This is a genomic window from Halorubrum sp. Atlit-26R, assembly GCF_003666015.1.
In the GTDB taxonomy this organism is placed as follows: domain Archaea; phylum Halobacteriota; class Halobacteria; order Halobacteriales; family Haloferacaceae; genus Halorubrum.
Genome location: NZ_QPLT01000010.1, coordinates 26872 through 48097 on the forward strand (window position 1 = coordinate 26872; position 21226 = coordinate 48097).

At 71.3% G+C, this 21226-nt stretch carries 25 protein-coding genes; 11 read left to right on the forward strand and 14 right to left on the reverse strand.

What is annotated here, in order from left to right; all coding sequences use genetic code 11:
• Positions 1 to 44: 44 nt before the first annotated feature.
• The 4 genes from DVK07_RS11965 (at position 45) to DVK07_RS11980 (ending at position 3785) form a co-directional block, all read left to right on the forward strand.
• Positions 45 to 2240 carry a PAS domain S-box protein gene (locus DVK07_RS11965; protein ID WP_121597281.1) on the forward strand — a complete coding sequence of 732 codons (2196 nt, stop codon included), beginning with the start codon at positions 45 to 47 and terminating at the stop codon, positions 2238 to 2240.
• 92 nt (positions 2241 to 2332) lie between these two features.
• The gene (locus DVK07_RS11970) at positions 2333 to 2548 is read left to right on the forward strand and encodes a hypothetical protein (protein WP_121597282.1); all 216 of its coding nucleotides are present in this window, start codon (positions 2333 to 2335) and stop codon (positions 2546 to 2548) included.
• Between the two features lie 102 nt (positions 2549 to 2650).
• Positions 2651 to 3067 carry a hypothetical protein gene (locus DVK07_RS11975; RefSeq protein WP_121597283.1) on the forward strand — a complete coding sequence of 139 codons (417 nt, stop codon included), beginning with the start codon at positions 2651 to 2653 and terminating at the stop codon, positions 3065 to 3067.
• Positions 3068 to 3110: 43 nt separating this feature from the next.
• A complete protein-coding gene (locus DVK07_RS11980; RefSeq protein WP_121597284.1) occupies positions 3111 to 3785 on the forward strand; it encodes a molybdenum cofactor biosynthesis protein B in 675 nt (224 codons plus the stop codon).
• A gap of 12 nt (positions 3786 to 3797) precedes the next feature.
• On the opposite strand, the gene trpG is transcribed toward DVK07_RS11980, so the two are convergent.
• The 6 genes from trpG to DVK07_RS12010 all read right to left on the reverse strand — a co-directional run bounded on the left by trpG (position 3798) and on the right by DVK07_RS12010 (position 10000).
• Positions 3798 to 4391: an anthranilate synthase component II gene (trpG, locus tag DVK07_RS11985; protein ID WP_121597285.1), complete on the reverse strand. Its 594-nt coding sequence runs from the start codon at positions 4389 to 4391 to the stop codon at positions 3798 to 3800.
• On the reverse strand, positions 4388 to 6049 hold the full coding sequence (gene trpE / locus DVK07_RS11990) for an anthranilate synthase component I (RefSeq protein WP_121597286.1): 1662 nt from the start codon (positions 6047 to 6049) through the stop codon (positions 4388 to 4390). Before trpE ends, trpG begins: the two co-directional genes overlap by 4 nt.
• A complete protein-coding gene (locus tag DVK07_RS11995; RefSeq protein WP_121597287.1) occupies positions 6046 to 6690 on the reverse strand; it encodes a phosphoribosylanthranilate isomerase in 645 nt (214 codons plus the stop codon). The genes trpE and DVK07_RS11995 overlap by 4 nt, the downstream gene beginning before the upstream one ends.
• A complete protein-coding gene (trpD, locus tag DVK07_RS12000) occupies positions 6690 to 7763 on the reverse strand; it encodes an anthranilate phosphoribosyltransferase (protein ID WP_121597288.1) in 1074 nt (357 codons plus the stop codon). The genes DVK07_RS11995 and trpD overlap by 1 nt, the downstream gene beginning before the upstream one ends.
• A gap of 149 nt (positions 7764 to 7912) precedes the next feature.
• Entirely contained in the window at positions 7913 to 8614 is a 702-nt protein-coding gene (locus tag DVK07_RS12005) for a universal stress protein (RefSeq protein WP_121597289.1), read from the reverse strand.
• A gap of 102 nt (positions 8615 to 8716) precedes the next feature.
• On the reverse strand, positions 8717 to 10000 hold the full coding sequence (locus DVK07_RS12010; RefSeq protein WP_121597290.1) for a tRNA pseudouridine(54/55) synthase Pus10: 1284 nt from the start codon (positions 9998 to 10000) through the stop codon (positions 8717 to 8719).
• A 124-nt stretch (positions 10001 to 10124) separates the two neighbouring features.
• Here DVK07_RS12010 and nth point away from each other — a divergent pair, with 124 nt between their 5' ends.
• Together nth and DVK07_RS12020 are read left to right on the forward strand one after the other, a co-directional pair.
• Positions 10125 to 10808: an endonuclease III gene (gene nth / locus DVK07_RS12015; protein ID WP_121597291.1), complete on the forward strand. Its 684-nt coding sequence runs from the start codon at positions 10125 to 10127 to the stop codon at positions 10806 to 10808.
• 156 nt (positions 10809 to 10964) lie between these two features.
• A complete protein-coding gene (locus DVK07_RS12020) occupies positions 10965 to 11519 on the forward strand; it encodes a DoxX family membrane protein (RefSeq protein WP_121597292.1) in 555 nt (184 codons plus the stop codon).
• Between the two features lie 313 nt (positions 11520 to 11832).
• Here the strand turns inward: DVK07_RS12020 and DVK07_RS22670 are convergent, their stop codons facing one another.
• Positions 11833 to 11982 (reverse strand): hypothetical protein, encoded by a 150-nt coding sequence (locus DVK07_RS22670; protein WP_158603151.1) that lies wholly within the window; start codon positions 11980 to 11982, stop codon positions 11833 to 11835.
• Between the two features lie 79 nt (positions 11983 to 12061).
• Between DVK07_RS22670 and DVK07_RS12025 the strand changes: the two genes are divergently transcribed.
• The 4 genes from DVK07_RS12025 (at position 12062) to DVK07_RS12040 (ending at position 14909) form a co-directional block, all read left to right on the forward strand.
• Positions 12062 to 13141: a glutamate--cysteine ligase gene (locus tag DVK07_RS12025; RefSeq protein ID WP_121597293.1), complete on the forward strand. Its 1080-nt coding sequence runs from the start codon at positions 12062 to 12064 to the stop codon at positions 13139 to 13141.
• A gap of 95 nt (positions 13142 to 13236) precedes the next feature.
• Positions 13237 to 13860 (forward strand): winged helix-turn-helix domain-containing protein, encoded by a 624-nt coding sequence (locus DVK07_RS12030; RefSeq protein WP_121597294.1) that lies wholly within the window; start codon positions 13237 to 13239, stop codon positions 13858 to 13860.
• Positions 13861 to 13935: 75 nt separating this feature from the next.
• Positions 13936 to 14430, forward strand: coding sequence for a phosphopantetheine adenylyltransferase (locus DVK07_RS12035; RefSeq protein ID WP_121597295.1), 495 nt, complete (start codon positions 13936 to 13938; stop codon positions 14428 to 14430).
• Positions 14427 to 14909 (forward strand): hypothetical protein, encoded by a 483-nt coding sequence (locus DVK07_RS12040; RefSeq protein WP_121597296.1) that lies wholly within the window; start codon positions 14427 to 14429, stop codon positions 14907 to 14909. The genes DVK07_RS12035 and DVK07_RS12040 overlap by 4 nt, the downstream gene beginning before the upstream one ends.
• 19 nt (positions 14910 to 14928) lie before the next feature.
• Here the strand turns inward: DVK07_RS12040 and DVK07_RS12045 are convergent, their stop codons facing one another.
• From DVK07_RS12045 to DVK07_RS12065, 5 genes are all read right to left on the reverse strand, one after another.
• Entirely contained in the window at positions 14929 to 16374 is a 1446-nt protein-coding gene (locus DVK07_RS12045) for an FAD-dependent oxidoreductase (RefSeq protein WP_121597297.1), read from the reverse strand.
• Positions 16375 to 16515: 141 nt separating this feature from the next.
• Positions 16516 to 16953, reverse strand: a complete 438-nt coding sequence (locus DVK07_RS12050; RefSeq protein ID WP_121597298.1) for an RNA-binding protein — start codon at positions 16951 to 16953, stop codon at positions 16516 to 16518.
• Positions 16954 to 16974: 21 nt separating this feature from the next.
• Positions 16975 to 17163, reverse strand: coding sequence for a hypothetical protein (locus tag DVK07_RS12055; RefSeq protein WP_017342881.1), 189 nt, complete (start codon positions 17161 to 17163; stop codon positions 16975 to 16977).
• 103 nt (positions 17164 to 17266) lie between these two features.
• Positions 17267 to 17848 carry a hypothetical protein gene (locus tag DVK07_RS12060; protein WP_199719485.1) on the reverse strand — a complete coding sequence of 194 codons (582 nt, stop codon included), beginning with the start codon at positions 17846 to 17848 and terminating at the stop codon, positions 17267 to 17269.
• A 96-nt stretch (positions 17849 to 17944) separates the two neighbouring features.
• On the reverse strand, positions 17945 to 18139 hold the full coding sequence (locus tag DVK07_RS12065) for a methytransferase partner Trm112 (protein ID WP_004596226.1): 195 nt from the start codon (positions 18137 to 18139) through the stop codon (positions 17945 to 17947).
• Positions 18140 to 18283: 144 nt separating this feature from the next.
• Here DVK07_RS12065 and DVK07_RS12070 point away from each other — a divergent pair, with 144 nt between their 5' ends.
• The gene (locus tag DVK07_RS12070) at positions 18284 to 18568 is read left to right on the forward strand and encodes a ribonuclease P protein component 4 (RefSeq protein ID WP_121597300.1); all 285 of its coding nucleotides are present in this window, start codon (positions 18284 to 18286) and stop codon (positions 18566 to 18568) included.
• Positions 18569 to 18609: 41 nt separating this feature from the next.
• Here the strand turns inward: DVK07_RS12070 and DVK07_RS12075 are convergent, their stop codons facing one another.
• Together DVK07_RS12075 and DVK07_RS12080 are read right to left on the reverse strand one after the other, a co-directional pair.
• Positions 18610 to 19290 carry an HAD-IIB family hydrolase gene (locus tag DVK07_RS12075; RefSeq protein WP_121597301.1) on the reverse strand — a complete coding sequence of 227 codons (681 nt, stop codon included), beginning with the start codon at positions 19288 to 19290 and terminating at the stop codon, positions 18610 to 18612.
• A gap of 642 nt (positions 19291 to 19932) precedes the next feature.
• Complete coding sequence (locus tag DVK07_RS12080) at positions 19933 to 21105, reverse strand: Cdc6/Cdc18 family protein (RefSeq protein ID WP_121597302.1); 1173 nt, start codon at positions 21103 to 21105, stop codon at positions 19933 to 19935.
• Positions 21106 to 21226: the final 121 nt, after the last annotated feature.

Below are 21226 nucleotides of genomic sequence, written 5' to 3' on the forward strand. Positions count from 1 at the left end.
CCGGGTCACGGTGCTTTTTACGGTGGACGCTCTGTCTCCGTTGTATGTCACCCGGATCGTCACGGCCTCCAGACGGCTTTTTCGCGTCCTTCGTCGAGGGGTGTTCCGATCCGATCGTCTCCGTCGATCTGGCGGGGACGATCGTCTACGCGAACCCCGCCACCGAGGCGGTTCTCGGGTACGATCCGGCCGCCCTTCGCGGCCGCGACCTCGCGTCCCTCGTCGCCTCGGAGGCCGCGGACGGGCGCGTCCGATCGGTCCGCGAGCGGTTCGCACAGGTCGACGGGCTCGACGACCGCGGGAGCTTCTCTGTACCGATCAGACACGCGGACGGTCACACCGTGACCTTCTCGGTCCGGTTCCACGAACACTCGACGGGAGAGGGGTGCGGGGGCGGCGGAAGCGACGGCGACCCCGACGCGGAGACCGACGACACCGACGCCGTGTATACCGGTGTCTTCCGCGACGGCGTCGAGGAAGTCGGCGGGGAGACGTTGGAGACGTTCCGCAACCTCGTCGAACACGCCGGCCACGCCATCTACGTCACCGACGTCGACGGGACGATCGAGTACGTCAACCCGGCGTTCACCGACCACACCGGCTACGAGCCGGAGGAGGTCCTCGGCGAGACCCCGGCGATACTCAACTCCGGCGAGATGCCGGACGAGTACTTCGACTCGCTGTGGTCGACCCTGCTGGACGGCGAGGTGTGGGAGGAGGATATCATCGACCGGCGGCGAGACGACGAGCCGTACCACGCCCACCAGACGATCGCGCCCGTACTCGGCGACGACGGCGAGGTGTCGCGGTTCGTCGCGATCCAGACGGACGTTACGGCACGGAAGGCGGCGATGGCCCAGCTGAAACAGTACCGGGACATCGTCGAGCGGCTCGACGACCCCGTCCTCCTCCAGAACCGCGACGGGGAGTTCGAGCTGTTGAACGAGGCCGTAAGCGAGTTCGCGGGCGTCGACCGCGAGGCGCTGTACGGCACCGACGAGTTCGCGTTCATGGACGCGGAGACGGCGGCCGAGGTCGACGAGCGCCGGCGAGGCGTGCTCGACGCCGAGGAGATGGCCGAGTACGAGGTCTCACCGACGTTTCCGGAAAGCGAACGGGAGGCGACGTTCAGCACGCAGCGGTACCCCTACTACGACGCCGACGGCGACTTGGCCGGGACGTTCGCCATCTGCCGGGACGTCACCGACCGGAAGGAGCGCGAACGGGAGTTGGAGCGGTACGAGCGCGCGATCAACGGGGCGACGGACCTCATCGCCGCGGTCGATCGCGACGGGCGGCTCCTGTTCGCGAACCCGCAGTACCGCGAGTATCACGGGCTCGGCGACCGCGACGTGACGGAACTGACGCTCGCCGACGTCGTCCCGGCGGACGGCTACGAGGACGTCGAGCGACAGGTGGAGCGTGCGCTCCGGGGCGAGTCGGTAGAGTACCGGACGACGCGGACGCACCCGACCCGGGGCACGCGGACGTTCGACGTTCGGTACTACCCGCTCGATAGCCCCGACGACGGGGAGCCCGCCGGGGTCGTCGGCGTGCTTCGAGACGTGACCGACAGCGAGAACCGCGCGCGACAGCTTCGGGTCGTCGACCGTGTCCTCCAGCACAACCTCCGGAACGCGCTGACGGTCGTCCGGGGACGGGCGGAGCAGATCGCCGCGGGCGCCGCCGACCCCGCGGACGCGGCCGGGTACATCGTGTCGCGGGCCGACGGCCTCTTAGAGACGAGCGAGAAGGCCCACCACATCACCGAGATACTGAGCGACGCGCCGGAGACCGAACCCGTCGACGTCGGTCGCGTCGCCCGACAGGTGGTGGCGGCGCGGGCCGAGGAGTTCCCGCGCGCGACGGTCGAGGCGTCGGTGCCGGACGACGGGGTCGCGACGGCGTCCGCGACGACCTGGCTCTCCCGGGCGATAGACGAGCTGGTCCGGAACGCGGTCGAACACCACGACCGCGACCGACCGACGGTGACGGTGTCCGTCGAAGTCCACCCCGACGCGGTCGAGGTCCGCGTCGAGGACGACGGGCCGGGGCTGACCGGCATGAACCGAGACGTCCTCGTCGACGGGACTGCGGTCGACGCGCTGTACCACGGCAGCGGTCTCGGGCTGTGGCTCGTCTACTGGGTCGTCCAGCAGTCGGGCGGCTCCGCGGCGGTCGCGGAGGCGGAGCCCCGGGGCACCGTGGTGACGCTCACCTTCCCCCGCGCCGACGACTGAACCGCCGCCGTCGCGTTCGCGGGGCGAGCGAGCCGAACCGGAGCGGCGCCCGCCGCGAAACGCTTATGATTAATCGTGGCATACGGTAGCATATGTCACTCAGAGACACCGGGCGACGGCTGCGGCTCCGACGCACCGGCCGCGTTCCGGCGGACGCGCGGGTTCGCCACTACGACGAGCTGGACGACGACGAGCAGGGGATCGTCCGAGAGCTGGCGGACGTGCCGTGGACGGCGCCGGAGACCGGCGACCTCGCCGACGGCGACGTGGTGAAGTTCACCGACTACTACCTGGTTCGGTCGCGGTGAGGGCGGTCGCGTCAGGAGCCGCAGTCGCGCGGCGGTGGGCGGGCGCGGGCGCGGCTGCCCGGAAGCGAAGTTGTTTTCGCCGGTGGGGAGCAAGCGGATCGCATGGACAGCGGCGGATCTACAGACATGACGCTGGCGTTCGAGTTGGAGGCGCTGAAAGCGCTCGCGGACCCCAACGCGGTGTTCAACAACGCCCGGCAGTGGACCGAGTACGTCGGGGTCGTCAGCGAGAAGCCGACCTACGTCGTCACGAACTTCACGCGGAAACACCGCGTGCGACAGGACTTCTTCTCCGGCCCGCGCGGCGTCGAGGAGAGTCTCGAGAACATCAGCGGGCAGTTCGACACTGACCGCCACGTCTTCGTGGGGGTCGACGACGAGGACGAGGCGGTCGCCGAGGCGACGGGCTGGGAGTTCCTCCACGTCGAGGACGCGGCCGAAGCGGCCGGGTGGACGCTCGCGACCGGTGAGACGGAGGACGAGGCGCCCGAGGAGCAGGCCCGCGACGACTGGCCGTAGGGAGACCGGGAGGTGTTTTGACGCGGGCGACCAACGCGGAGTCATGACCCACGACGACGGCGGACACCACGGCGCCCACGACGACCACGGCGACCACGGCGACGACGGACACCGGTACGGCCACGACGCAGACTCCGACGACCACCATCACCACGACGTCGACTCGGTCGCGGCCGCGGTGGTCACGGTGTCGTCCTCGCGCAGCACGGACGAGGACCCGGCCGGCGACTACGTCGCGGCCGCGTTCGAGGAGGCGGGCCACGAGGTCGCCGTCCGCGAGCTGATTCTGGACGACTACGACAGCGTCCAGGGGACCGTCGATCGGCTCGCCCGCCGGAAGGACACCGACGTGGTCGTGACCACTGGGGGAACGGGCGTCACGCCGGACGACGTCACGCCGGAGGCGGTCCGGGGACTGCTTGCGAAGCCGCTTCCCGGGTTCGGCGAGCTGTTCCGCCGGCTCTCCTACGAGGAGGTGGGCACGCGGACCGTCGGATCGCGCGCGACCGCCGGAGTCGTCTCAGCCACGCCGGTGTTCTGTCTCCCGGGCTCCGAGAACGCGGTCCGGCTCGGCGTCGACGAGATCATCCTCCCGGAGGTCGGGCACCTCGCCGGGCTCGCCGGCCGGGGTCTCGAAGAGGCGGAGGAGGAAGGGATGACGGAGGACGACGAGGAGGACGAGGCGGCCGACGACGAGTCGACGAGCGAGAGAGCCTGACGCGCCGGCGCCTCAGACTCCGGTGAGGAAGTTCCGAATGAGGTCGTGGCCCGAGCCGGTCAACACGCTCTCCGGGTGGAACTGGACCGCCTCGATCGGGTGTTCCCGGTGGCGGATCCCCATCACGATCGACTCGCCCTCGTGGTCGGTGGTCGCCGTCACCGCGAACGAGTCGGGGACCTCCGTGGCCGCCAGCGAGTGGTAGCGGCCGGCGCGGAACCCCTGATCGAGCCCGCGGAACACGCCCTCCCCGTCGTGGTCGACGGGGAACGCCTTGCCGTGGACCGGTTCCGGGGCGTGCCCGACCGTCCCGCCGTACTCGTGGACGGCGGCCTCTAAGCCGAGACACACGCCGAGCGTCGGGACCGACGGGGAGAGGTCGCGCAGCACCGACATGGTCACGCCCACGTCGCGGTCGTTCTTCGGATGGCCGGGGCCCGGGCTGACGATCACCGCGTCCGGCTCCGGCTCCTCGATGTCCGCGAGCGACGCGGTGTTCTTGAACACGTCGACGGCGACCGGCTCCCCGTCGACCGTCTGGTCGGAGACGTACTCGACGAGGTTGTAGGTGAACGAGTCGAAGTTGTCGACGACGACGACCCTCATCGCTCGGCCTCCGTGCCGGTGGCGATGGGCTCGTCGTCGCCCTCGCCCTCTCGCTCTCCGTCCTCGCCGTCCGCGTCCTCGCGGATGCGGTCGATCGCGGTCAACACGCCGTCCATCTTCTGTTCGGTCTCCTCGTACTCCGCGGCCGGGTCGGAGTCCGCGACGAGGCCCGCGCCGGCGCGCACGCCGACGACCGACTCGTCGCCCGACTCGTCGAGCGTCGCGGTCCGGATCACGATCGCGAAGTCGGCGTCGCCGGTCCACGAGTAGTAGCCGACGCCGCCGCCGTACGCCTCGCGCGGCGTCGTCTCCAGGTCGTCGATGATCTCCATCGCGCGGACCTTCGGCGCGCCGGTGAGGGTCCCGGCCGGGAACGTCGCGCGCGTCGCGTCGAACGCGTCGGCGTCGGCCGCGAGCGTCCCCGTCACGGTCGACTCGATGTGCTGGACGTGGCTGTACTTCAGCACGTTCATGAACTCCTCGACGCGGACGGACCCCGGCTCGGAGACGCGCCGCACGTCGTTGCGCGCGAGGTCGACGAGCATCGTGTGCTCGGCGCGCTCCTTGCCGTCGGCGAGCATCTCGCCCGCGAGCCGCCGGTCCTCGACCGGGCTGGTCCCGCGCGGACAGGTGCCGGCGATCGGGTTCGAGACGACGCGGTCGCCCTTCACGGACACGAGCGTCTCCGGGCTCGCGCCGACGACGCTCCGGTCGTCGTGGCGCAGCACGTACATGTACGGCGAGGGGTTCACGTCCCGGAGCGCCGCGTACAGTCCGAGCGAGTCGACCTCGCCGCGGAGCTCGCGGCTGCGCGAGATCACGCCCTGGTAGATGTCGCCGTCGAGGACGTGCCGCTTCGCGGTCCGAACGGCCTCCTCGTACTCCTCGCGCGGGTCGGCGGACTCCTCGCGCACGCGGACCCCGTCCGGGTCCGGCGGCGACGCGGCCTCCAGTTCGGCCGCGACGCGCTCGGCCTCCGCGATCAGGTCGTCGTAGACCGCGGCCGGGTCGTCGTCGACGCCGATCACGGGGGTGAAGACGAGCTCGGCGCCGCCCTCCCGCTCGTCGAAGACGACGGTCCGGGTCGTGAGCGCGAACTCGGCGTCCGGGAACTCCGTCTCGGGACGCTCGACGCCGATCTCCTCCAACCAGAGGTCGTAGACGGCCTCGTACGCGAGGAAGCCGACGAACCCGCCCGAGAGGATCTGGCGGTCGGTGTCGGGGAAGCCGCGGAGGCGCACGTCCGGGAACGCCGCGCGGACGCGGTCGACGGCGTCGCCAGCGCCGGGGCCGATCTCTTTCTCGGATCCGTCCCCGACGAACTCCGCCGCCGGCCCCAGCTCGGTCACCTCGGTGCGGTCCGGGTGGACCGAGACGATCGCCTCCGGATCGTAGCCGACGAACGAGTAGCGGGCGTGCCGGTCCGCCTTCCCGCCCGACGTGAACGCGCCGTCGGGGTCGCTGGAGGCGACCTTCTCCCCGGATTCGAGGAGGAACCCGTACGGCCCCTCGCCGACGAGAGTCGCGTACGCCCCGAGCGGGGTGACGTCGGCGTCGAGCGAGGCCGACGCGCGGACGACGACCGGCTTCTCCGCGTCGGCGGCGAGCTCGACGAACTCGGCCTTCGAGCGGTCGAGCGAGGGGGCCGCGTCGCTCATGCCAGCTCCATCTCCCGGCCCGCGTTCGCGACGAAGCGGGCCACCGCGTTGTGGTCCTTCCGCCCGCCCTCGATCTCGACGCCCGAGGCGACGTCGACCGCGAAGGGGTCGGCGACGCGGACCGCCTCGGCGACGTTGTCGGCCGTGAGCCCGCCCGCCAACACGACGGGCGTGGTGAGCCGCTCTGCGAGCTCGGCGGTCGATCGCCAGTCGTGCGTCTCGCCGGTGCCCCCGGCGCCCGAGTCGTCGGTCGAGTCGACGACGAAGGCGTCGACCGCGCCGTCGAGCTCCTCGGCGCGTGCCGGGTCGTCGGCGTCGACCGTGAGCAGCACGCGCCGCTCCGTCTCCGCGCGGATGAACCGGAGCTCGTCCGCGGTCCACTCGCCGTGGAGCTGTATCGCGTCGGGCGCGACCGTCCGGGCGAGCTCGACCGCGCGCTCCGCGGAGTCCGGCATCGTCACGAGCGTCGCGGTGACGAACGGGGGCACGTCCGCGAGCAGCTCCGCCGCCGTCGCCGGGTCGACCTCGCGCGGCGAGTCGACCGGCACCTCCGTGATCACGCCGACCGCGTCGGCGCCCGCGTCGACCGCGGCGCGGAGGTCGGCCTCTCCGGTGATCCCGCAGATCTTCACCCGCGCCATCAGTCGTCGTCCTCCGCGGTCGTCTCCGCGCCCTCCGCCGGCGTCGCCCCCGAGTCGGCCGCGAGCGACTCGTCGTCGCCGCACAGCGCCGCGAACTTCTCGGCGGCCGCGCCGGAGTCGATCGCGTCGGCCGCGCGCTCGACGCCCGCCGCGAGCGTGTCGGCCTCGCCGGCGACGTATATCGCCGCGCCCGCGTTGGCCAGGATCAGGTCGCGCTTCGGTCCCGTGACGGAGCCGTCGACGATCCCGCGCAGGTCCGCGGCGTTCTCCTCCGGCGTCCCGCCCGCGACCGCGTCGATCGGGGCCGAGTCGAGGCCGAGGTCATCGGGCGCGATCGTGAACTCCGTCACGTCCTCGCCGTCGACCTCGGCGGCGACCGTCTCGTCGTGGATGCCGATCTCGTCCATGCCGGCGCCGTGGACGACCAAGGCGCGCTCGACGGGCATGTGCGCGAGCGACCGCGCGATGACGGGCACGAGGTCGGGGTCGTAGACGCCGAGCACCTGCGCGTCGGCGCCCGCCGGGTTGGTGAGCGGGCCGAGGACGTTGAAGATCGTCCGCATTCCGAGCTCCTTGCGCGGGCCGATGACGGCCTTCATCGCCGGGTGGAACACCGGCGCGAGCATGAACCCGATCCCGTCTTCCTCGATCGCGTCCTCGACGGCCGGGGGCTCGGCCTCGACGTCGGCGCCCGCGACCTCCAGCACGTCCGCGCTGCCCGACGAGGAGGAGACCGAGTAGTTGCCGTGCTTGGCGATCGGCACGCCGGCGCCCGCGGCGACGATGGCCGCGGTCGTCGACACGTTGATCGTGTCGTGGTCGTCGCCGCCGGTCCCGCAGGTGTCGACGAGCGGCTCGCGGTCGGGCTCGATCGTCCGCGCCGCGTCCCGCATCCCCTGCGCGAACCCGGCGATCTCGGCCTCGGTCTCGCCCTTCGTCCGGAGCGCGGCGAGCAGCGCCCCGATCTGGGCTTCCGTCGCCTCCTCGAAGACGAGCCGCGCGGCCTCGCGCGCCTCGTCGAGGGTGAGATCCGTCCCGTCCGTCACGCGCTCGACCGTGTCGTTGAGATTCATTGTGTCCACCGATGTAGTATTCCGCGTTGTGATGTACAAGTATGTACACTAATTTAACGCTGTCGCCGGGTCGGTAAACGCTGACACGCAGTGACCGCGGACGAGAACGGAGAAGAACGTCCGTACTGCGAGGAGAGCGGCGACCGAGCCTACTCCGCGTCGAGCGCGGTCGACCCGTCGGCCTCGACGACGACGACGGGGACCTCGGCGTCGCCGACGACCGTGTCGGTGGTGGAGCCGAAGACGAAGCGACCGACGGTCCCGGTCGTCGGCGCGCCGACGACGACCAGGTCGTAGTACGCCGACTGCTCGACGACCGCGCCCGCCGCGGTCCGGTCCTCGACGAGCCAGCGGTCCGCGCGGTCGAACCCGCCGAGACGCTCCTCGGCCGCGTCGAGGAGCCGCTCGCCGGCGGCCGCGTAGTCCTCGGCATCGGCCGCGTCGCTCGCGGTGACGGCCGTCCCGGTGGCGTCCTCGTCGGGGCCGGCGTCGGCGAGCGCCGCGTCCGATGGGACGACGTGGAACAGTTCGAGCCACGCGTCGGTCGCGGCGGCGATCTCGCGCGCGACGTCGATCGTCGCCCCGGAGTGCGGGCCGGGGCCGACGGCGACGAGGACCGAAGAGACGCGGTCGGGACGCTCCGCGCGGTCGGCGCCCTTCAGCGACACGTCGGCGGCGGCCGGGACCTCGCCGGCGTCGTCGATCGCGGGCCGGATCACGGCGTCGCCGACAGCGGGCGAATCCGCGTGGCCGGCGCCGGCGCCGGTCGAACCGCCCGACTCGCCGCGGGCGCCGCCGTCTCGGGCCCCGCGCCTCGGGGCGCCTCCGCCGTCGGCGTCGCTCCCGTTCATACGCGATCGTCTGACGCTCGTCAGATAAATCCCGTTGGTTCCGGGGTCGTTACCGGTTCGAGACGGCGCCCGGACGGGCCGAATCGCTCGGCTCGGCGCGCGCTACTCCCGGAAGAACTCGTCGCGCTCGAACGGCTCGTCCTCGCCCTCGACCGCGAGGACGTCGAGCGCGGTCACCTCGGCGCCGACGCCGAGCAGGCCGGCGAGGCTCGGCTCGGTGCGGCCCTCGTCGCTCGAAATCAGCTCCTTGATGTAGAGGCCCCCTTCCCCGCGGATCTCGACGGTCGCGTGGCGCGGGTCGTCGAGCTCGGCGGTCACTTCGTAGGCGTCGCGCTCGCGCGTGATGCTCGCGCGGCGGTGGTCGACCCGGTTGGGGGTGTACTGCTCGACGGTCGCGCCTTCCAGTTCTTCGACCGCGTCGGCGAGCGCGTCGGCGCCGACGTCGGCGTCGAAGGCCACCTGCGCGCGGTAGCGCTTCGCGGCGTCGTGTTCCTTCACGCGCTCGACCATCTCGTAGGTCGCGAGCCGGAGGCCCTCGACCTCGACCGCGCCGTCGGCGAACGCGTTGATGTCCGACTGGAGGCGGTCGGTGTCGACCCGGCGCCGCCGCGGCTCCTCGACCTCGATCACGAACGGACGCCCGGTGCCGAGCATGAGGGCGTCGACGTCCTCGCGGCCCGCGCCGTGGAACGTCGCCTCCGTCCCGTCCATCACGTCCTCGACGACCGGCGCGGTGTACTCCTCGACGCTGTCGTCGTAGAGGTAGCCGGAGCCGCCGCAGTGGTCGCAGGGGTCCGCGCCCTGGCGCCCCGAGCCCTTACACTCGCGGCAGGGCCACTCCGTCTGCGGGATGTCGCGCTCCAGTTTTCTGTAGCGGCCGTAGACGAACGTCGAGTTCACCTTCGCGTCGACCTCGTCGTCGGCTAAGTCGATCGTGAACTGGACGTCCGGGCGGTCGAAGGAGACCTCGGTGTCGGTGAGCCGCCCGAACCGCTTGCCGACCTCGCGGTTGAACTCCGAGTTGAACGGCTCGCCCGCGTCCTCGTCGAGGCCGACGTCGGCGCGGAGCAGCGCCTCGTTCTCCTCGATCAGCGGCGGCGGGCGCGTGCCGACGTTGTACGTGGCGAACTCGACGTCCTCGACCGCCTCGGCGGCGCGCTCGGCCCACTCGTCGAACTCGGCGCAGCGCCCCTCGCACACCCAGCAGTCCGCGACGTCGACCGGGTCGTGGTCCTCGTCGTCGCGCAGCGCGAGCGACACCCGGAGCGCCGAGCCGCGCTCGGCGTTCGACAGCCCGAAGCTCCGGTCGGCGACGAGCCGGCCGAGGCAGGCGTCGCACACCGGTCCGGTCTCGGTCGCGCGCGCCGCGACGTCGAGTACGTCCATACCCCCTCAAACGCGGCGCGTGGTAACTGTCTTACTACTCGGTCGAGGCACCGTCGTCCGGTTGGGCCGCGGGGGGGAACGCCGTAGTCGGATCGTTCAATGTCGCCCGGACGGAGGGTGTCGTATGGGAACGCCACTCGACTCGCGCGAGGCGCAGGTCGCCGAGGTCCTGGAGCGCCTGTACGAGGAGTACCCCGACTCGACCATCTCGCTCAACTACTCGAACCGGCTGGAGCTGCTGATCGCCGTGATCCTCTCGGCGCAGTGTACCGACGAGCGCGTGAACAAGGTGTGCGCCGACCTGTTCGAGACGTACCGGACGCCCGAGGAGTACGCGAACGCGCCCCAAGAGGAGATGGCGGAGGCGATCAACTCGATCACCTACTACAACAACAAGGCGAAGTACATCCGCTCGGCGTGCGCGGACATCGCGGAGAAGCACGACGGCGAGGTCCCGGACACGATGTCGGAGCTGACGGACTTGGCCGGCGTGGGGCGGAAGACCGCCAACGTCGTCCTCCAGCACGGCCACGACGTCGTCGAGGGCATCGTCGTCGACACGCACGTCCAGCGGCTCACGCGCCGGCTGGGAATCACCGAGGAGGAGCGGCCGGAGGCGATCGAGCAGGACCTGCTGGAGATCGTCCCCGAGAGCGACTGGCAGCAGTTCACGCACCTCATGATCGACCACGGGAGGGCGACGTGTACCGCGATCAACCCCGACTGCGCCGACTGCGCGCTCGCCGACGTCTGCCCCTCCAAGAAGGGCGACGGCGACGTGGATCTCGCGAGCGGCGAGGCGTGGTAGGCGAAGCGTTGTAGGCGGGGCGAACCGATAGCGTTCGGGAGTAGTACTTAAAGACCCCACAGATGCGGGGAACCGGCCGAATCCGTCCCGCCGAGGGGGAACTCGCTTCTCGATTTATACGGGTATCCGGCGTATCCGTAAGTGAGGAGAGACACAATGTCCACCAAAACCACAAACGAGTTCGGCGGAGAGATCGGCGGCGTCACGCTGCTGGGGAAGGCGCACTCGCTGTCGGCGCTGTTCATCGTCCTGCTCCGGGCGACCATCGGCGGGATGATCCTGTTCGCGGGCCTCGGCAAGGTCTCGGAGTGGCCGTTCGACGCCGCGGGCTACCTCGCGAACGTCGGCTCGGCGAGTCCGGTCAGCGGGATCTACGCCGCCATGGCGTCGAACGCGGCGCTGATGGAGATCGTCAACGTCGTCGTCCCGGTCACGCAAGTGCTCATCGGCGTCGCGCTCATCGCCGGCGCGTTCGTCCGGCTGGCCGCGCTCGGCGGTGCGATGCAGATGATGCTGTTCTACCTCGGCGGGTGGAGCGGCGAGGCGCTCGCGCTGTTCGACTCGACGCTGGTGTACGCGATGGTGTTCCTCACGGTCGCCGCGTTCGGCGCGGGTCGCGTCCTCGGCCTCGACGCCTACATCGAGCGGATCGAGGTCGGCGGGCAGGCGCTCGTCGAGAAGTTCCCGGCGCTCCGGTACGTCCTCGGGTAAGCGGGGGCGAAGCCGAGCGAGGGGAATCGGGCGGTGACGGTTCACCGCCGACTCGTTTTCAATAAGCGCAGTACAGTTCGGTCGGTTCGGTTTTCGTACTCAGTTTTGTACCGGAGAGCGGCCGCGTTGCTACCGCTCGTTTATAAAAGGATAACAGTAGATCGACGACGAACACCGCCAAAGCCCCAGCCGCGAGGCCGCAGTAGGCGACGTAAGCACCGCAGCGAGCGGAGCGAGCGAGGAGCGCAACGAGCGTACTGCGGCCTCGCGGCTGCCCCTTTGAGTCCCGCCCCGCACCGCTCCGCACAGCACCTCAAGCCTCCCCAGCCTCGTCGGTCGCCGTCGCTTCGCTCGGCGACCGACTCCCTCGCGCGTGCTCCTCGCGGCCTGTCGGCCGCTCGGAGGCACGCGCCACCGCGACCGCCAGCTGTTTATAAACGAGCAAGGCGACCGCGCGGGTCATTTAAATAGTCGCTCGCGACACCGGCGCTCCGTTTCGGGTTCCAATCCTTATAAGACCGCGCGGGCGGAACGGAGGCGTAATGGAACTCGGTTCGCGGGAGGCGTTCTCCCGGATGGGGACGCTCGGCATCGAGGAGGAGTTCTACATCGTCGATGCCGAGGGCTACCCCACGTCCGGGACCGACGACCTCGTGTACGGCCGCGACCCGCCAGCGGCGGTGCCGGAGGGGTTCGACCACGAGCTGTTCGAGTGCACCATCGAGGCGCAGACCGAAACGATCGAGGACCCGGCGGAAGCGGCCGAGGCGCTCGCGACGGTCCGCGAGGCGCTCGTCGAGCACGCGGCGGCGGACGGGTATCGGATCGCGGCCGCGGGCCTCCACCCGGCTGCGAAGTGGCGCGAGCTCGACCACGTCCAGAAGCCCCGGTATCAGGCGCAGTTAGACCGGATCCAGTACCCCCAACACCGGAACACGACCGCGGGGCTCCACGTCCACGTCGGCGTCGACGACGCCGACAAGGCGGTGTGGGTCGCGAACCGGCTGCGGTGGCACTCCCCGGTGCTGCTCGCCCTGTCCGCGAACTCACCGTTCTGGAACGGCTTCGACACCGGGCTCGCCTCGGCCCGCGCGAAGGTGTTCGAGAACCTCCCGAACACCGGGATCCCCTCCGCGTTCGACGACTTCGACGCGTTCCGCCGGTACGAGCGCCGGATGGTCGAGACCGACTCCATCGCCGACCGCGGCGAGCTGTGGTTCGACGTGCGCCCCCACACCGGCCACGGTACGGTGGAGGTGCGCGCGCCCGACGCGCAGCGCGACCCCGAGGTCACGCTCGCGCTCGCCGAGTACGTCCGCGCGCTGGTCGTCGACTACGCCGAGCGGTACGAGGACGGCGAGTCGCTCCCGACCCTGCGCCGCGAGCTGCTCGACGAGAACAAGTGGCGCGCGATCCGCCACGGGCACGACGCCGCGTTCATCGACCGCGACGGCGAGGGGACGACCGCGCTCGGCGAAATCGTCGAGGCGGAGTGCGACCGGCTCGGCGTCGACGGGATCCGCGAGGTGTACGAGGCCGAGAGCGGCGCCGCGCGCCAGCGACGGATCCGCGACGAGGAGGGCGCCGACGCGCTGCGTTCGGACCTCCTCGTGAGCCCCTAACCCCGGAATCGAACGCCTCGGAGGCGCTCCCGGGAGTTCCGTCGGAACGAAAGCGACGAGAAACGCTTTTGGCCGCGTAGCCCCCAGTTTCCGGCATGACCACGGACGATTCACCGACCGAGCCGGGAGACGACCCGGAGGAGTCGCCGACGGACCGGACCCGCGAGGAGCTTCGGAAGACGAAAGAGCGGCTCGGCGAGGGCGCCGACCGGGCGGTGAAGGGGTTCGACGACAACGTCGTCGACCTGCTCGCGTGGCTGCTCGACACGGAGACCCGCGCGCGCATCTACGTCTACCTCCGCGACAACCCCCACAGCACGAGCGACGAGGTCGCCGACGGAACGGGCCTGTACCCCAGCACCGTCCGCGAGGCGCTCGCCGAGCTCCACGACGAGGACACCGTCGAGCGCGGCAAGCGGAAGGCGGAGGGCGCGGGCAACAACCCCTACGAGTACGAGGCCATCGCGCCGAGCGAGCTGGTCCGCACCGTCGTCGGCGACGTCCAGGCGGAGCTGAACGCCGTCTTCAACCTCGACCGCCGGCTCGGCGGCGAGTCGCCCGACGGCGACACCGAGCCGGTCCAGATCTCCGTCGACGGCGAGGACGGCGAGAGCGGTGACGGCGAGGGCGGCGACGACGAGGCGTCGGACGGAGATGAAGACGGGAGCGACGAGGACACCGACGGCGACGACGCGGACGACGACGAGCGGGCGAACTGAGCCGACCGGCACCGACTTCCTCTCGTCCGACCGCGGTTCGGGACGTTTTAAGTTCGACCCGCGCAACGGAGAGGCATGAACGTCGCGCTGGGGGGTACGTTCGATCCCGTTCACGACGGCCACCGCAAGCTGTTCGAACGGGCGTTCGAGCTGGGTGACGTCACCGTCGGGCTCACCTCCGACGACTTGGCGCCGCAGACCCGACACGTCGAGCGGTACGTCCGCCCCTACGACCGGCGCGAGCGCGACTTGGAGGCGGAGCTGGCCCCGCGGGCCGAGGCGCACGGGCGCGAGTACGAGATCCGCGAGCTGACGGAGCCGACCGGCATCGCGGTCGAACCGGAGTTCGACGCGCTGATCGTCTCCCCCGAGACGAAGGCGGGCGGCGAGCGGATCAACGAGATCCGCGCCGAGCGCGGCCGCGACCCGCTCGACTTGGTCGTCGTCGACCACGTGGCGGCCGATGACGGCGAGCGCATCTCCTCGACGCGGATCGTCGCGGGCGAGATCGACGAACACGGCAACCTCACCCCCGACCGCGAGGGGCGGGGCGCGACGCGACCGGAATGACGGGCGGCGACGCGACGAGGGCGGCGGGCGGCGACGGGGGCGAGGGGGACGCTGCCGCGTCACGCCGGGCGGCGCTCCGACGGATCGCCCTGGGCGAATCCGGCTTCGAGCGGGCGACGGTGTGGAGCGCGGTCGGCTTCGCGCTGTCGTACGTCGCCTTCGACGCGACGGCCGCGGTCGGCGTCGGGAGCCCGGAGACTACCGGCGTCCTCGCCGCGGTGACGGCGCTCGGCGCGGTCGCGTTCGCCGCGACCGAGGGCGGCGCGTTCCCGGCGATCCTGCTCGCCTACGGGCCGTTCGCGGGGACGCTGCTCCGGGGGATCGGTCCGGAGCCGTACGTCCTCCCGTTCGCCGCTGGCGCCCCGGCCGCGGCCGCGTTCACCGCTCCGCTCGCCCTCGCCGGCGCGGTCGCGGTCGCGGTGGGCGCCGCGTCGGCGGTCGTCGGCTTCCTCCTCTCCCGGATCGCCGCGTCGCGGTAGCGTCTCTTCCCGATCGGCCTCAGTCCTCCAGCGTCCCGTTCAGCACCTTCGCGGCGACGAGTATCGGGTCCCACACCGGGCTGAACGGCGGGGCGTACGCGAGGTCCAAGCGCTCGACCTCGGGGACGGTCATGTCCGCCTCGATCGCGGTCGCGAGTGTGTCGATCCGGACCGCCGCGCGGTCGGTCCCGACGATGCTCCCGCCGAGGAGCCGCCCGGTGTCGCGGTCGGCGACGAGCGTCACGTCCGTCTCGGCCGCGCCGGGATAGTAGCCGGAGCGGGACCCCGCGGTCACCGTCTCGCTGACCGGGTCGAAGCCGGCCGCTTCCGCCTCCTCGGGGTCTAAGATTCCGACGCGGGCGGCCTCGGCGTCGAACGCCTTCACCGCCGCGGTGCCCGCGATGTCGCCGACGGGGGTCGGGTCGCCCGCGACCGTCGCGCCGATGGCCCGCCCGGCGCGGTTCGCGGTGAGGCCGAGCGGGAGCCAGTCGGGCTCGCCGGTCACCGCGTGACGCGCGGTCGCGCAGTCGCCCGCGGCGTATACGTCCGGGAGACTGGTGCGGCCGCGGTCGTCGACGCGGATCGCGTCGCCCGGGCCGAGGTCGACGCCGGTGCCCTCTAGCAGGTCGGTGTTTGGCCGGATCCCGACGCCGACGACCGCCATGTCGACGGGGACCGTCTCGGCGTCGCCGTCGCTCCCGCCCCCGACCTCGACCGCCTCGATCCGGTCGTCGCCGACGAGCGCCTCGACCGGTGCGTCCGTGTGAACCGTGACGCCCTCGGCTTCGAGCGCCGCCTCGACGCGGTTCCCGACCGTCTCCCCGAACGGCGAGAGGAGGTGGCCGGAGCGGTGGAACACGTGGACGTCCAGTCCGCGCTCCGTGAGCGCCTCCGCGACCTCGACGCCGACGTACCCGCCGCCGACGACCGCGACGGTCTCGGGGGCCGGCATCGTCGCGTTTCGCTCGACGCGCTCGCGGTCGACCGCGCTCACGTCCGCGCGGTCGGGGTCGTAGGCGTCCGGCTCGGCGACGTAGGCGTCGATGGCGGCCGCCGCGTCCATGTTATGTAGCGTGAACGCGCCGTCGAGGCCCCGCACGTCGAAGGGGCCGGTGGTCGCGCGCGCGCCGGTCGCGACGAGCAGGTCGCCGTACGCCTGCTCGGACCGGTCCCCGTCCGGCCCCTCGACCGTGACGCGCTTCGCGTCGGGGTCGACGGCGACGACCTCGCGTTCGCGTCGGAGGTCGATCCCCCGCTCGTCGACCTCGCTCGGCGACAGCGAGAGGAGGTCCGACATGCGGTCGACGTAGCCCGCGATGAAGTACGGCATCCCGCAGTAGGCGTACGAGATCCAGCGGCCCTTCTCGAAGACGACGACCTCGCGGTCGGGCGCCTCGCGCCGGAACTTGCTGGCCGCGCTCAACCCCGCCGCGTCGGCGCCGACGACCACGAACGGATCGCTCATGGCTGGACATCGACTGGCCGGGTGAAAAAGTCACGCCGTGGGTGCGGGGCGGGCGCGCGGCCGTCGACCGCGACGGCGACCGGCGTTGACAGTCGACTGCGACCGGCGTTGACAGTCGACCGCGACCGGCTTCGGTCGCGCTCAGTCCTCGTCCGCGAGCCGCGAGAGCGTCTCGCGGGCGTTCGCGACCGCCTTCTCCTTTTTCGCCGGGTACGCCTCCACCTTCGTGCGGACGGTGATCCCCGGGCCGAGCCGGACCTCGTCGCGGAACGCCGCCTGCTTGTCGAGGCGGAGGAACAGCGCGCAGTTGTCGTCGACGCGCTCGTCGAGCTCGTCGAGGACGCGGTCGAGGTCCTCAAGCTCGGCGAGCCGGTCGAGCACGTGTCGCATCTCGTCGGCGCGCTCGACGCGCGCCGAGAGCACCACGATCCGGTCCCCGTGATGGCCCACGTTCTCGACGCGGTCGAGCTCGACGTCCTCGGGCAACAGGGTGCGGAGCGCCTGCTCGACGCGTTTCACGTCCTCGGTGGCGTACGAGAACGCGCGGAGGTCGACGTAGTGGAAGGGGACTTTCGACATGCGGTGCGGGTGGGGGCGGCGTTACTCCTCGCTCTCGACGGCGTCGAGCGCGTCCTCCGGGACGCCCGTCTCCTGGCCGTCCTCGAAGCTGACCGTGTACGTCGCGTCGCCGAACATCGTCTCCATGACCTGCGTGATCTTCCCCGTCTCGCCGTCGTACTCGCTGTGTTTGTCGTGGAGCACGACCTCGTCTTCCTTCTCGAAGCTCATGGCGTTCAGTTCCGGTGGGACGGTTAAAAGCGCGCGGATCCCGAGCGAGACGCGGAGGTCGAGCCGGCGGAGTCCGTGGGGCGCCGACACCTCCCCCATCGCCTCACGTCACCGCGAGCAGCGCCGCGCCGACCGCGACCATCAGCGCGATCCCCACCGCGAGCCAGACGACGGCGCTGTCGACGGCCATCGCGACGCCGACCGCGACGCCGACCGCGACCAGCCCGAAGACCGCGCCCGCGACCCCGCCGCGCCGTATCAGGCGGTCGAGGGCGTTCACCGCGCGCTGTCGGGCCGGCGGCTCCGGCGTGCGCTCCGGGGGCGCGGAGAGCTCCTCGTCGACGGCGACCGCCTCTTCGGGGGTCTCGGGCGACGGGTCGACCCGAACGTCGACGTACGTCGTGTTCGACCCGTAGCCGGTGACGATCTTCAGCTTGCCGCGAACGGCCTCGTCGACGTCGGCCGTCGAGACGTGGACGTGGCGGGTGGCCTCGTCGGCGACGAAGTGGTTGCCCTCGTCGAGCGCGGCCACCCGGTCGAGGTCGTCGTCGAAGTGGAGGTGGACGTGCGTCGAGCGCCCGCTGTTCTCGAGCACGACCGGAAACGGTCCGTCGGTGACGAACGAGTCCGGGGCGTCGATGTCGTGGACCGTCTCCCCGTTCAGTTCGACGTCGAGTGTCGGCACGGGTGGGACCACGACCCCGTACTAAAAAAAGATTCACACGAGCAACGAGTTTCCGGGTCGGTCGAGTCGACGCCGCGATACGCCGGATTCGGGAGCCTACGCCGCGGCCTCTTCGCGCATGTCCGGCGGCAGGAGGTTCGGGATCCCGTCCTCGATGGGGTACGTCTCGCCGCACTCCGTACAGGTGAGCGTCCCGGCGAGGACCTCCTCGTCGTCCGCGTCGTCGACGTCGAGTTCGAGGGTCGCCTTGTCGAGCGGACAGCAGATCACGTCCATCAGGGATTCCTTCATACCGCTCGGTTGGGTTGGACCGATAAAAAAGCGTGCGGGTCGCGGCCGGTCCGGGGACATCGACGCGTCGAGGGCGGCCGGAACCGGCCGCCGCGAGCGACCCGGATAACAACCTCTTTGCCGCCGCGCGCCCCCCTCCGTGACATGGGCATCCCGGCGGAGCGTATCGAGCGGCTGTTCGCCCTCGCTCGCGAGGCGGTCGTCGACGACGAGTACGACCGCGCCCGCGAGTACGTCGCCCGCGCCCGCCGGGTCGCCGAGCGCAACCGCTGCGGCGTTCCCTCCGAGCTCTCCAGGCGCGCCTGCGACGACTGCGCCGTCTACCTCCGGCCGGGGAAGACGAGCCGCGTCCGAACGCGACCCGGCCGCGTGGTCGTCCGATGTCTGGAGTGCGGGGCGACGGCGCGGTACCCGTACGGCGAGGCGTGACCGCGGGGGCGGGAACGCGGCCGCGACGACGGCGCCCGGGATTACTCGGCGCGCTCGCGCAGCCGTTCGAGCACCGAGACTGTCCCGTCCATGAATCCGTCCTCCACCACCTCGTCGGCGGCCTCGCGCGCGGCGTCGTCCGCGTTGGCGACCGCGTACGACTCGCCGGCGACGTCGAACGTCGAGACGTCGTTCTCGCTGTCGCCGACCGCGACGAACTCGTCGGCCGCGAGGCCGAGCGCGTCGGCGACGACGCGGAGCGCCCGCCCCTTGCTCACGCCCGTCGACTTGACGTGGTAGGCGTAGCCGGTGTCGACGACCTCCACGCCGTCGGCGGCCGCGGCGACCTCGCGCAGGAGCGCCTCGTCCGCGTCGGTCGAGAGCGCGACCTCCGTCTCGCGCCACCGGTTCACGGTGTCGCCGTCGCCCCAGCCCACCTCGCCGCCGCGCTCGCGGAACGCCTCGACGACGGCCCGGGCCGCGTCCGGGTCGCCGACGACCGTCGTCTCGCCGTCGGCGTACGCGACGCCCCCGTTCTCCGCGATCACCGTCTCCTCGCGGCCGAGGAAGTGCGCGAGGGCGACCGGGTACGGGAACGCCTTCCCGGTGGCGAACACCGTCGGGGCGTCCCAGTCCGGCAGCAGCTCGAAGACCCGCGGATCGATCCGGTGGTCCGGCGTCGTGAGGGTGCCGTCGATGTCGAGCGCGAGGGGCGGAACCATACCCGGGATCGGCGGTTCGGCGACAACTGTCTTCCGTTCGATCGGCTCTGGTACGTAGCGGAATCGAAGCGACCGAGTGGTTGTTTATAAATAGCCTGCGACTTCGCGACAAACGTTGCTAAATTCTCAGTCGCTCACTTATAAATAGTCGCTGGCGGATCGGCGGCGAACACCTCCAAAGCCCCCAGCCGCTCATTTATAAATAGTCGCTGGCGGATCGGCGGCGAACACCTCCAAAGCCCCAGTCGGCTCCGGTCGAGGGCCTCGTTGCGCTCCTCGCTCACTCCGTTCGCTGCGGTGCTTACTTCGGCCGTCTTCCCGGAGCCGACTGCCCCTTTGAGTCCCGCCCCTCCGGAAGACGTTCCTGCTCGCTTCGCTGCGCGGGCTGCGACTTCCGTGCTCCCGCTCGCTTCGCTCGCGGGAACGCACAGCAACCGCACCTCACGCCTCCCCAGCCTCGTCGGTCGCCGTCGCTTCGCTCGGCGACCGACTCCCTCGCGCGTGCTGACTCGCGGCCGCCGGTGGCGGCCGCTCGCAGGCACACGCCACCGCGTCCATTTATAAGCAATTGCCGCCGTCACTTACATCCTTTAAAAAACCGTATCGCTGCTGTTGATCCGGTTGGGTCGCCTCGGTTGGCCGCTATCCGGTCCGGACGCGGCGGTCGAACAGCTCGCGGAAGACGACCGTCGGGAACAGCGGCACGAGCCGGCTCGGCGGTCGGCCCTTCCCGTCGCTCTGATGGACGGTGACGCGTTCGAGCAGGCCGGCGTCGGCCAGCTCGTAGAGCACCCGCCGCACCGTCGACGCCGAGAGGTCGACGCCCGGGCGGGCGGCGATGGCCTCGGTCGCCACGCCGACCGTCGACCGCTCCTCCTCCGAGAGCCCGGCGAGCTCGTAGAGGAGCCGCTGCCGGCTCTCGGGGAGCGCGAGCACGCGTCCCAGCGCCACGCAGGGGCGAGGGACGCCCTCGATGCCGGCGTCGACGTCGCCGGAGCGGACCGTCGACGCGCCCGCCCGCTCCGCGTTGACCGCCGCGCCCATCACGGCGGCGAGCGCGTCGTGGGCGTCGCCCGCGGCCCACTCGACGATCTCGCGGATCTGGTCGTGCGAGAGGGCATCGCGGCCGAGCCCGGTCGAGCACCGGCTCGTCAGTAGCTCGACGAGCACGTGCCGGCGGTACTTCGCGAACTCGACGGTGGTCTCCGGCTCCCAGTCGATCGCGTCCGGCGGGTCGCGGCCGATACAGGCCGGCGTGACCCGATCGCCCACGTCGTTCAGCCAGTCGATAAGCGTCGCCGCCGTCGGCGTCTCGGTCTCGTTCGTGTGGTCGACCGCGACGACGAGGTCGGGGCCGGTGCGCATCGCGTCGCGCAGCGACTCGGCCAACTCCTCGGTCCCGATCCCGTGGTCCGGGACGGGCTCGTCGCTCATCGCGGCCAACATCGCGTGGTACAGTCGGAAGCGGGTCGACGCGTTCCGAGCGTCGACGTAGACGAACCCGGGGATCGTCGGCTCGACCGCCCGCGTCGTCGTCTGGATGGCGCGCCGCGGCCCGCTGTGGCTCGCCAGCCGGTCGAACAGCGCGGAGACGACCGCCGACTTCCCGCTCCCCTTCGGCCCGTACACGTAGACGCTCGGCGGGAGCGAGCCGGAGAAGGCGGGCTCGAACACGTCGAGGAGCCGCTCTATCGCCGGCCCGCGGCCGACCGGCGACTCGACGTGCCTGACCGGAGAGACGGCTTCGAAGTCGGCGAGGACGCTCATGCCGGCGTCGTAGCCGAGCCGTCGCTCGATCCGGTCGTCGATGTTCACGGCCGACCCTCCGAGATAGTCGAACAAAACTGGCACGAAGCGGAGTCGGTGCGCGGTCGATCGCGGTCGCGATCGGCGTCGGCGGCAGGGACGTCGAAGGCGTTGGGTGCGTCGCGAGCGA

Bases quoted from the DNA above. Each gene is read 5' to 3' on its own strand.
- DVK07_RS12020 (WP_121597292.1), top strand. From the start codon at position 10,965: ATGTCCACCAAAACCACAAACGAGTTCGGCGGAGAGATCGGCGGCGTC.
- DVK07_RS12055 (WP_017342881.1), bottom strand. From the start codon at position 17,163: ATGAGCTTCGAGAAGGAAGACGAGGTCGTGCTCCACGACAAACACAGC.
- DVK07_RS12070 (WP_121597300.1), top strand. From the start codon at position 18,284: ATGGGCATCCCGGCGGAGCGTATCGAGCGGCTGTTCGCCCTCGCTCGC.
- nth (WP_121597291.1), top strand. From the start codon at position 10,125: ATGGGAACGCCACTCGACTCGCGCGAGGCGCAGGTCGCCGAGGTCCTG.
- DVK07_RS12065 (WP_004596226.1), bottom strand. From the start codon at position 18,139: ATGAAGGAATCCCTGATGGACGTGATCTGCTGTCCGCTCGACAAGGCG.
- DVK07_RS12010 (WP_121597290.1), bottom strand. From the start codon at position 10,000: ATGGACGTACTCGACGTCGCGGCGCGCGCGACCGAGACCGGACCGGTG.
- DVK07_RS11970 (WP_121597282.1), top strand. From the start codon at position 2,333: ATGTCACTCAGAGACACCGGGCGACGGCTGCGGCTCCGACGCACCGGC.
- DVK07_RS22670 (WP_158603151.1), bottom strand. From the start codon at position 11,982: ATGACCCGCGCGGTCGCCTTGCTCGTTTATAAACAGCTGGCGGTCGCG.
- trpG (WP_121597285.1), bottom strand. From the start codon at position 4,391: ATGAGGGTCGTCGTCGTCGACAACTTCGACTCGTTCACCTACAACCTC.
- DVK07_RS12045 (WP_121597297.1), bottom strand. From the start codon at position 16,374: ATGAGCGATCCGTTCGTGGTCGTCGGCGCCGACGCGGCGGGGTTGAGC.
- trpD (WP_121597288.1), bottom strand. From the start codon at position 7,763: ATGAATCTCAACGACACGGTCGAGCGCGTGACGGACGGGACGGATCTC.
- DVK07_RS11995 (WP_121597287.1), bottom strand. From the start codon at position 6,690: ATGGCGCGGGTGAAGATCTGCGGGATCACCGGAGAGGCCGACCTCCGC.
- DVK07_RS11975 (WP_121597283.1), top strand. From the start codon at position 2,651: ATGGACAGCGGCGGATCTACAGACATGACGCTGGCGTTCGAGTTGGAG.
- DVK07_RS12030 (WP_121597294.1), top strand. From the start codon at position 13,237: ATGACCACGGACGATTCACCGACCGAGCCGGGAGACGACCCGGAGGAG.
- DVK07_RS11965 (WP_121597281.1), top strand. From the start codon at position 45: ATGTCACCCGGATCGTCACGGCCTCCAGACGGCTTTTTCGCGTCCTTC.
- DVK07_RS12050 (WP_121597298.1), bottom strand. From the start codon at position 16,953: ATGTCGAAAGTCCCCTTCCACTACGTCGACCTCCGCGCGTTCTCGTAC.
- DVK07_RS12025 (WP_121597293.1), top strand. From the start codon at position 12,062: ATGGAACTCGGTTCGCGGGAGGCGTTCTCCCGGATGGGGACGCTCGGC.
- DVK07_RS11980 (WP_121597284.1), top strand. From the start codon at position 3,111: ATGACCCACGACGACGGCGGACACCACGGCGCCCACGACGACCACGGC.
- DVK07_RS12040 (WP_121597296.1), top strand. From the start codon at position 14,427: ATGACGGGCGGCGACGCGACGAGGGCGGCGGGCGGCGACGGGGGCGAG.
- DVK07_RS12035 (WP_121597295.1), top strand. From the start codon at position 13,936: ATGAACGTCGCGCTGGGGGGTACGTTCGATCCCGTTCACGACGGCCAC.
- DVK07_RS12075 (WP_121597301.1), bottom strand. From the start codon at position 19,290: ATGGTTCCGCCCCTCGCGCTCGACATCGACGGCACCCTCACGACGCCG.
- DVK07_RS12005 (WP_121597289.1), bottom strand. From the start codon at position 8,614: ATGAACGGGAGCGACGCCGACGGCGGAGGCGCCCCGAGGCGCGGGGCC.
- trpE (WP_121597286.1), bottom strand. From the start codon at position 6,049: ATGAGCGACGCGGCCCCCTCGCTCGACCGCTCGAAGGCCGAGTTCGTC.